The sequence below is a fragment of the Grimontia sedimenti genome, from assembly GCF_011045095.1.
GTDB lineage: Bacteria > Pseudomonadota > Gammaproteobacteria > Enterobacterales > Vibrionaceae > Enterovibrio > Enterovibrio sedimenti.
The window spans coordinates 40,754-50,103 of record NZ_JAALDL010000025.1; the positions used below are offsets into that span (position 1 = coordinate 40,754).

Annotated in this window: 7 protein-coding genes; 5 read left to right on the top strand and 2 right to left on the bottom strand. The window is 51.2% G+C overall.

The window, feature by feature from the left end:
• Positions 1 to 82 precede the first annotated feature (82 nt).
• Positions 83 to 865 carry a potassium channel family protein gene (locus G5S52_RS21955; protein WP_165018501.1) on the top strand — a complete coding sequence of 261 codons (783 nt, stop codon included), beginning with the start codon at positions 83 to 85 and terminating at the stop codon, positions 863 to 865.
• Positions 866 to 898: 33 nt separating this feature from the next.
• Here the strand turns inward: G5S52_RS21955 and G5S52_RS21960 are convergent, their stop codons facing one another.
• Positions 899 to 2,425, bottom strand: coding sequence for a CYTH and CHAD domain-containing protein (locus tag G5S52_RS21960; RefSeq protein WP_165018503.1), 1,527 nt, complete (start codon positions 2,423 to 2,425; stop codon positions 899 to 901).
• Between the two features lie 226 nt (positions 2,426 to 2,651).
• Here G5S52_RS21960 and G5S52_RS21965 point away from each other — a divergent pair, with 226 nt between their 5' ends.
• The 3 genes from G5S52_RS21965 (at position 2,652) to G5S52_RS21975 (ending at position 5,407) form a co-directional block, all read left to right on the top strand.
• A complete protein-coding gene (locus tag G5S52_RS21965; protein WP_165018505.1) occupies positions 2,652 to 3,332 on the top strand; it encodes a TIGR00153 family protein in 681 nt (226 codons plus the stop codon).
• Between the two features lie 35 nt (positions 3,333 to 3,367).
• A complete protein-coding gene (locus G5S52_RS21970; RefSeq protein WP_002537644.1) occupies positions 3,368 to 4,633 on the top strand; it encodes an inorganic phosphate transporter in 1,266 nt (421 codons plus the stop codon).
• Positions 4,634 to 4,792: 159 nt separating this feature from the next.
• The gene (locus G5S52_RS21975; protein WP_165018507.1) at positions 4,793 to 5,407 is read left to right on the top strand and encodes a TIGR04211 family SH3 domain-containing protein; all 615 of its coding nucleotides are present in this window, start codon (positions 4,793 to 4,795) and stop codon (positions 5,405 to 5,407) included.
• Between the two features lie 154 nt (positions 5,408 to 5,561).
• On the opposite strand, the gene G5S52_RS21980 is transcribed toward G5S52_RS21975, so the two are convergent.
• The gene (locus tag G5S52_RS21980; protein WP_165018509.1) at positions 5,562 to 7,844 is read right to left on the bottom strand and encodes an AAA family ATPase; all 2,283 of its coding nucleotides are present in this window, start codon (positions 7,842 to 7,844) and stop codon (positions 5,562 to 5,564) included.
• Between the two features lie 205 nt (positions 7,845 to 8,049).
• Between G5S52_RS21980 and G5S52_RS21985 the strand changes: the two genes are divergently transcribed.
• The gene (locus G5S52_RS21985; RefSeq protein ID WP_165018511.1) at positions 8,050 to 9,288 is read left to right on the top strand and encodes a multifunctional CCA addition/repair protein; all 1,239 of its coding nucleotides are present in this window, start codon (positions 8,050 to 8,052) and stop codon (positions 9,286 to 9,288) included.
• The last annotated feature ends 62 nt before the right edge of the window (positions 9,289 to 9,350 follow it).

A 9,350-nucleotide genomic window follows, 5' to 3' on the forward strand; every position in this document is an offset into this window, starting at 1 on the left:
GTTAGGTATCTGTCGAGAGTTAACTTCGGTAGAAATGCTGAGCCCTAAAGAACTAACGGCAGCACAGGTTGTTTATTGAGTGATGAGCGAGACCGAAACGAAAAACTTAGATCTGAATCCGATGGGATTGTTGAGTCTGTTGCTTTCCTTTGTCTCACTTTGTGTGGTCACTACCATTTTATTGCTGCCTAAAAGCGACCCTCTTTATACCTTATTGCTAGGCATCGATACGCTGATTTGTCTGATATTTTTGCTACAAATCGCCCTACATCTTCTTAAAAGTGATAACAAAGTCACTTATTTGAAAACACATTGGATAGATATTCTCGCCAGCATCCCTGTGGTTGAAGCATTACGTTTCGCCCGCATTTTTCAAATCTTCCGGGTCATCCGTCTTATTCAGCAAAGCCAGTCGCTGCTCACCTACATGAGCGAAAACAGAAACGAAACCACCATGGCAACCATTCTGTTGTTGCTGACGGTTCTTGTTTCCACAGGCTCTGCGGCGGTGTTTGCACTCGAAAGCCCTTCAGACGAAGCCAACATCACCAGCCTGACTGATGCTATCTGGTGGGTGTTTGTCACCATTTCCACCGTGGGTTATGGTGATTACTATCCTGTGACGCCAGCAGGGCGCGCCGTCGCGGTCATAGTGATTATGTGTGGTGTCGGTATTTTTGGTGCTATCACTGGCCTTGTGACTTCCTATGTCACCAAACCAGAGAAGAAAGCGCAGGAAAGAGAAGAACGCCGCCGCGAAGCATTGGAACTGATTCTCACGCAGCAAACTGAAATATTGGAACGTCTTGCGGCAATTGAAGCCAAGCTGGAGAACAAGCCACCTCCGCAACAAGCAAAAAAATAGCGCCATCAGGCGCTATTTTTCGATATTCAGAATTTAGATATCCCAATAGGGATCAAGCTGTAGGCCAATCTGACGCGATTGCATCATGGCATGCAGCAAAGATTCTTCCTTGCGACCCAGCCATTTCTCGATCTGCGCGCGATCTTCCTCTTCCAAATCTTCATCGTCAGCCAGCTTTCTCACAGGCTCAAGCAGTTGAAAATCTTCAATGCCCTGCAGCAGATCAAGCCAAGGAAGACGGAAAGTTTCCCGCTCTTCAGTCTCAAATAAGGCAGCGACACAACACCCTGACATCAGGTTTCGGGTCAGGCGCGGCTGCTGATCCAGATAAGCAAAGCGATCCAGTTCATTACCTTCCGCGAAGACACTCAAAAGCTCATCCCAGGATTGGGCCAGCGATCGGTTGGCAAACTGACGGATAGGCTCACCCAGTTTCTCACGGGCTTTGTCATCCAGGAACGGTTGCCAGCCTCGGGTAAGAATCCAACGGCTCAGATCCAACAACAGGTTGCAGTAACGGCTTGAGTGCAGGAGTTCCAGCACTTCAGCACGCTCTGGCAATTCGTCGTATCGATCAGAAAGCTTTGCCATCAATGGTTTTTGCGCGTTCAGTTTACGCAGGAAGTGACCTTTATCGTCGAGCAAGCGCTCAATGGCACGGCCCTCGTAAACCCAATCCAGTTCCCCTTCCAGCCATTGCAGCTCCTGACGAAGCAGTGCACTGGCGCGACGCGGGATCAAACCACCATAAAGCACCAGAGCCTGGCGGATAAGCGACACTGCATTGCACATCTCAAAGATGGCTTCCTGCTCAGGACGCTCCACGTAGACCTGCTCATGGTAGTGCCAGTGATCAAGCGCGTGCTCGAGCGCTTTCACAAATGACTGCTCGACCGTCATCTGGCCATTCACTTTGACCATGGTCAGCGGTTTCACTGGCTCGCCTTCGTAGCCTGTCGCCAGGCGGTAGCCACGGGCGGCTTTACTCAGGTTACCCAAACGCAGGCCGCCGTTTTCTGCCAGCTCGCGTGCCAATACAAACAGCGCATCCGTCTGACCAGACTTCAGTTCAAGCTCTACCTCACAAATCGGGTCATAACCGCCCTCTTCCGTTGTGACCTCACCGCTGTCGAAAGCCAGTTCTACCTGACTGCTGTCAGGCATCGCAAGCAGCCACTGCTGGCGCTCAAAATCAGTAGAGAACAAAGGATTCAGGTTAGCACTGAGTGCTTCGATGTCTAAACCTTCTGGCCAGGCATCGGCAGGGATCAAGGAAAGGTCAGGAACCGGAGAGTCCAGTTCTGCATTGTATTCCGGACGTTGATGAAGTCCTGCAACAACGCGTCCTGCGGTTTTCAGTGTCTGCACAAACACATCGTCATAGCGCCTGACACGAAGGCCTATATCATGGCGTCGCAGCAGGTAATCCGGGGTGTCATAGTAAATATTGCCGAGGTCTCGCTGGCGTTGCTGCAATACCTTTAAATCAGCAATTTTGTCCCGGATCTGGCGTGAAAAATCCGTCGAAACAAAAAACTTTAGCTCTATCTCAGTTTCCATAAAGGTACCTATAACCAATAGCAGAACAAGGATATGGATATTCGCTAAGTCGGGCAAGAGACTTTCATTGATCTGAAACGGTATCAATACAAATGTGATTGCGATAACATTCGCCGCCTAAATAACCATCGCGTCACTAGAAACTCATACTCCTGAAACATTCAGATGAGTTCCGGTGTAATATTTAGCCTGTTCCTTTGGACAGGTCTTTTAGGTAGATACGGCTATGCCTGTAAATACAATTGTTGGGCTGTTTGCAAAGAGCCCTTTAAAACCTTTGCAACGACACGTGAGCCGCGTTAATGACTGCTGTTCACTGTTGGTCCCTTTCTTTGAAGCATGTGAGCAAGGCGATTGGGAGCGTGCAGAACAACTGCGCCACGAGATTTCCACGATTGAGAAAGAAGCTGATGTGCTCAAACGTGAAATCCGTCTCAAATTGCCTCGCGGTCTGTTCCTCCCGGTCGACCGTACAGACATGCTCGACCTGCTTATCCAACAGGACAAGCTTGCAAACCTCGCCAAAGACATTGCCGGCCGTGTGATTGGTCGACAACTCCAAGTCCCTTCCTTGCTCTATACCGACTTCGTCGCTTACGTGCAACGTTGTCTGGATGCTGCCGAACAGGCACGTCGCGTTATCAGTGAATTGGATGAACTGCTGGAAACTGGCTTTAAAGGACGTGAAGTCACTCTGGTTGAAGAAATGATCCACCAGTTGGATACCATTGAGGGCGATACTGACTCAATGCAAATCAAACTTCGCCAGCAATTGATGTCAATCGAGAGTGAATACAACCCGGTTGATGTGATGTTCCTTTACAAGATTCTTGAATGGGTCGGCGCTATCGCTGATCAGGCACAACGTGTTGGCTCGCGTCTTGAGCTGATGCTGTCGCGCTCGTAACGCACCATTCATCTAAGAGATAACAAGGTAAAACAATGGAAATCCTAGCGAATTACGGCACCATTATTATTTTGGTGGCCGCAGTCTTTGGTTTCATGATGGCTATCGGTATCGGTGCAAATGACGTTGCCAACGCCATGGGTACGTCAGTGGGCTCTAAAGCACTGACCGTTAAGCAAGCCATCATCATTGCGATGATTTTTGAATTCGCCGGCGCTTATCTGGCCGGTGGTGAAGTGACAGACACCATCCGAAAAGGGGTGATTGAAACGTCGCTTTACGCTTCCCAACCTGAAGTGCTGGTTTACGGCATGATGTCTGCGCTGCTGGCTGCAGGCACCTGGCTGCTGGTTGCGTCCTACATGGGCTGGCCGGTTTCTACCACTCACTCCATCATTGGTGCGATCATCGGTTTCGCCTGTGTGTCTGTGGGTACAGAAGCGGTGGATTGGAGCTCAGTGCAAGGCATCGTAGGTAGCTGGCTTGTCACGCCATTAATTTCCGGTGTGTTCGCTTACGCGATTTTTGTTAGCGCCCAGCGTTTGATTTTTGATACCGACAAACCGCTGATCAACGCCAAGCGTTTCGTACCCGTCTACATGTTCCTGACGGCGATGATCATCGCTATGGTGACGATCAAGAAAGGTCTGAAGCACGTCGGCTTGCATCTTTCTACCGGTGAAGCCGTGATGGTATCCATTGCGGTTTCTTCTCTGATCATGATGTTCGGTTACGTCTACATCAGCCGCAAATACAAAGATGACACAGCAAGCGCAAATGGCTATCAGGGTGTTGAGCGCGTATTCAGCCTGTTGATGGTCGTAACAGCCTGTGCGATGGCATTCGCACACGGTTCTAACGACGTAGCAAACGCGATTGGCCCACTGTCGGCTATCGTGTCTACCGTTGAACACATGGGCCAAATCACCGAGAAGAGCACCATTGCATGGTGGATTCTGCCACTGGGTGGTATCGGTATCGTGGTAGGTCTCGCAACCTTGGGTCACAAGGTGATGGCGACCGTGGGTTCTGGTATTACTGAACTCACGCCGAGCCGAGGTTTCGCTGCACAGCTGGCAACCGCATCAACGGTTGTTCTGGCATCTGGTACGGGCCTTCCTATCTCTACCACGCAAACGCTGGTCGGTGCGGTGTTGGGTGTTGGTTTTGCCCGTGGTATCGGTGCACTGAACCTGGGTGTCGTACGTAATATCGTGGCATCTTGGGTGGTCACCTTGCCAGCCGGTGCGCTGCTTGCAGTGATTTTCTTCTACGTCATGCAGGCTGCATTCGGCGTATAAGAGATACTAAGAAAGGCATTTCAGTCACGTTTTTGTGCAGTGATGTCAGTCTTCGGTCAAAAAAGGGAGGTTATGCCTCCCTTTTGTTGTACCTGAACCGCAAAATTTTTTAGTATTTGGCACAAACAGATACTCACGACCAAAACAAAGGAATACTCCGTGAAGCAACTTTTCTCTGCCCTGGCTGTACTTATGATGCTGGCGGTTCCTACTGCACATGCGAAGGACAACTACATCTCAGATGAGCTTTTCACTTACATGCATTCTGGCCCGGGCACCCAATACCGCATTATCGGCAGTGTGGATGCGGGCACGAAAGTGACAGTTGTGGACAGTAACCGTAACGCTGGCTACACCCAAATTATTGATGATCGTGGTCGCAAAGGCTGGGTTGAAACCAAGTATGTATCTAAACAACCTGGTCTGAAAGTTCGTGTACCTGCATTAGAAGAAGAACTGAAGCAGGTAAAAGAAGCACTGTCGAGTGCACAAGGCGATGCGGAAGCAAAAACCAAAGGCCTGATTGAGTCGCTGGATCAGCGCAACGCACAGGTGAAAGAGCTGGAGCAACACACCAGCGAACTGAACCAGAAGCTGATCGATGCGCAAACTGAAATCCGCGAACTGCGCGCACGTATCGACACTCAGAAAGATGACCTGCTAATGCGCTACTTTACTTACGGTGGCATGGTTGCCGGTGGTGGCCTGCTGTTTGGTCTCATCCTGCCGCACATTATTCCACGCCGTAAGAAGCGTAATAACGGTTGGGCGTAAGCGATAACCGAACGACAATAAAAAAGCCGCTAAAGCGGCTTTTTTGTTTTTGAATCAGCACAAAAGGCGATAGCGCTTAGCTCTTACTGCTTTTCCCAGACCCTAGGTCCTAGGTCCTAGTCCTAGGAAAAAACTCTAGAGGCGAACTCTTGAATTACCATGTCGTCAACGCTGGAATCGCGATAAGCGCATCTTCAAACTGCACCACTACTTGCTGGGGCTCGATGCCTCGAAGTAATACACCATCTGCCACGAACTGACCTTCACGGGCTTCTTTGCCATTGACCTTCACCCAACGGTTACTCTCATTAGAGGTATAGATATGGGTCTGAAAGTCCATCGCTGGTAAGCGGTTCAATTGCGCAGAATTCAGTTCAGCAATCGGCACGACGTTGCTTTCTGGCTGGGCGCGGTCCAATTTCGCTTCCAAGGTGCGGGACTTATCACTGCTCATGGCGGCTTCGACTTTCTGTGCCAGTTCAGGAGAAAGCTCAGATAAGTCCAAATCTTCCAGTGTCAGCTCGTTATTCCCTTTCAGTTGCGTCTGATTCGGCGCGGTAAAGGTTGTGCTGCCGATTTCTACCACTTCAGGCTCTGACGGCTCAGACTGAGCAATCTCTTCTTCCACAACCGGCTCAATGACAACCTGCGGCAAAGGCTCAAGCGCGAGTTCAAAGACATCTGAATCTGGCATCACCACGATTTCGCCTTCTGAAAGCGCCAGCTTCTCGCCCGGTGTAGCATCAATGCTACCGACCAGCGTTGGCCCAGGCATTTGCAGCACCGAATCGAGCACCATAAAGGTCATTGCTCCCGGAATACCGTCTGCATCCAAGCCTTTACTACGCTGGAACTCGCGCACTTTTACGCGCTGCTCCTGACCAAAGGTATTAGATACCGGCGCATTCTCGCCCAGCACCAGATTCAGGCGCTGATCCAGCCATTGAACACGCTCGCCGCGCTGACCGAAACGGATAAAGTTAGGATTACCCAATGGCGGACGCCAAAGCACCAACGCATCGCCACTCCAGTATTGGTTCAGGAATTCTTCGCTCACCAGCAGACGTTTGTCAGCTGCCAGCAATTCAAACTGACCGTCGCCTCTGCCATACAGCACAGCAAACCAGTTCTGGCCACCTGTGCCGTTCATTTCAAGCACTGCTGGGCGATCGATGGTCAACAATTGGGAAAGCGGTAAGTTTCCTTTAAAGCAGGCAAGCTCGCCACGCACGTCTGATGAACAGCCCGCCGCCAACACATCGGCATCAAAGCCCCAAAGCTTATAAAGGGACTGCATCGAAGAACCTGCACTCAAACTCTCACGAGTCACTTCGCTAAGTGGTAAAGTGACAATGGTCTGAACAGGCTTGTTAGCCTCGACTTTCACCACAGATGTCGGCTCGGAAACGACAACGACAGGCGCTGGTTGCTCAACCGCTTCAACAACCGCTGGCTGAGTGACAACCACAGGCGCAGGAGATTCTGTGGCGACCACCATCGCTTCATCCTCGCTGCCAACACCAAGTCCCACTCGAATGGCGATAGCAAGTAAGGCTGCACCACCAATCGCACCGGCATAAACCGGCCAATAACGTTTGTAGTCAGTCTGTGGCTTGCTTTGTACCACGCCCTGCCATTCCAATACGTCCTGACAAGCACGTGCGGCAATATCTTTGTTGACCTTCTGGCGCGATTCTTTAAACGCCATCTTCAGCGCTTTATCACACACCAGATTCACCAGACGCGGCACGCCGCCCGTTTCGTTGGCAATAAGCTTAATGGCAGCCCCATCAAACAAAGGCTCCAAACCACCCGCGCAGCTGATACGGTGTGTGATGTATTGATGCACTTCATCCGGTGTGAGCGGCATCAGGTGATAACGCGCGGTAATGCGCTGAGCAAGCTGACGAAGATTGGACTGACGCAGCATTTGCTGCAGCTCAGGCTGACCAATCAGAATCACTTTTAAAAGCTTACGGTAAGAAGTTTCGATATTGGTCAGAAGACGAAGCTGCTCCAACACATCCGGCATCAGATGTTGGGCTTCATCCACCAGCAACACAGTTTGGATGCCTTTGGATTCGTTATTGAACAACTTATCGGATATGGCGTCGTAGAGGCGCTTAAAGCTGTCATCCTCTTTGTATTCCACGCCCAGCTCATCGCAAAGCGTTTGAAGCAGTTCGAGAACAGACACACTCGGATTCAGGATCGTTGCAACCTGCGTTTTCTCGGGCATGCGATCCAACAAGGCTTTCATGGTGGTGGTTTTACCCGTCCCCACCTCACCGGTTAACAGCGCCAAACCGCCGCCATCCTCAATGCCATTCAGGACATGACTCAGCGCTTCTTTGTGCCTTTCGCTCAAAAAGTAAAATTTAGGATTAGGCACGATCGCAAATGGCGACTCGGTTAACCGGAAAAAGTCTTGGTACATGAATATTTCTCTGTTCCCTCAATGGCTCGCAAGGTAGCGCGGCCTAAAGATGAAGTAAAGCCAGTCACAGCTTCAGACTGTGTAATCAGGGACAGGTTCGCAGCTTTTACACACATCCCTGTATTCTGCGCACGGTTCGCGCCTGCATAGACCCATGGTTTCGGTATATGATGATCACATTATTGCTTAGATTTCGGATAGTAATGTGAAAACCTACCTTGTCGGCGGTGCCGTTCGCGACGAACTCCTCGGTCTGGAAGTCAAAGACCGGGACTGGGTCGTGGTCGGCGCAGACATTGATTCCATGCTAAACGCTGGTTACCAGCAAGTGGGCTCGGACTTCCCCGTTTTCCTCCACCCTAAAACCCATGAAGAGCATGCACTGGCGCGCACAGAACGTAAATCAGGTAAAGGCTACACAGGTTTCGTCTGCGATTTCACGCCAAAAGTCACACTGGAAGAAGACCTGCAGCGACGCGATCTGACCATCAATGCCATTGCCAAAGCTGAAGATGGATCTCTGATTGACCCTTACGGCGGCCAGAAAGATCTCAACGATCGCCTGCTTCGCCATGTTTCCCCTGCTTTTGTAGAAGACCCGCTACGCGTGCTGCGCGTTGCACGCTTTGCGGCAAGATTTCATCATCTTGGTTTTCGCGTGGCTGAAAAGACCCATGCGATGATGCAGGAAATCGTCGAGAACGGCGAGCTTGAAGCACTGACCGCCGAGCGCGTCTGGAAAGAATGGGAAAAGTCACTCACTTCCCAGCACCCTGAAGTGTTCTTAAGCGTGCTGCGAGACTGCGGTGCATTGGCTGTCGTACTGCCTGAGATAGACGCCCTGTTCGGCGTACCTCAGCCCGAACAGTGGCATCCGGAAATCGACACTGGTGTTCACACCTTGATGGTCGCCGGACAAGCTGCCTTGCTGACCGAAGACCCGGTTATCCGCTTTGCCGCGCAAGTGCATGACTTGGGCAAGGGCCTGACGCCCAAAGAAGAGTGGCCAAGCCACAAGCTACATACCAAGCTCGGCTTGAAACCGATTAAAGCACTGTGCGAGCGCATTCGTGTACCGAACGCCTACCGCGACGCCGCCCTTCTGGTCTGCGCCGAGCACACCAATGTGCACAACGCGGGTGAGTTAAAAGCCGCCACTTTCGTCAAGATATTTGACCGCAATGACTGCTGGCGAAAGCCCGAGAAAATCCCACAACTCGCCACGGCGAGCAAAGCCGATAACCAAGGCCGTACTGGCTTTGAAGAGCGTGAATACCCGCAGTCTGAATGGCTGATAGGCGCCTTTGATGCTGCAAGTGCCGTTGAAGTGAAACCGATTGTCGCCGCAGGTTTTAAAGGCCCAGCGATTCGGGAAGAGCTGACAAGACAGCGGATTGAAGCAGTGAAAAAGTATCTGGAAGGGAATAGGGTCCTAGGGTCCTAGGGTCCTGGGTCCTGGGTCCTGGGTCCTGGGTCCTGGGTCCTGGGTCCTGGGTCCTGGTCTGG

Bases quoted from the DNA above. Each gene is read 5' to 3' on its own strand.
- G5S52_RS21955 (WP_165018501.1), top strand. From the start codon at position 83: ATGAGCGAGACCGAAACGAAAAACTTAGATCTGAATCCGATGGGATTG.
- G5S52_RS21960 (WP_165018503.1), bottom strand. From the start codon at position 2,425: ATGGAAACTGAGATAGAGCTAAAGTTTTTTGTTTCGACGGATTTTTCA.
- G5S52_RS21965 (WP_165018505.1), top strand. From the start codon at position 2,652: ATGCCTGTAAATACAATTGTTGGGCTGTTTGCAAAGAGCCCTTTAAAA.
- G5S52_RS21970 (WP_002537644.1), top strand. From the start codon at position 3,368: ATGGAAATCCTAGCGAATTACGGCACCATTATTATTTTGGTGGCCGCA.
- G5S52_RS21980 (WP_165018509.1), bottom strand. From the start codon at position 7,844: ATGTACCAAGACTTTTTCCGGTTAACCGAGTCGCCATTTGCGATCGTG.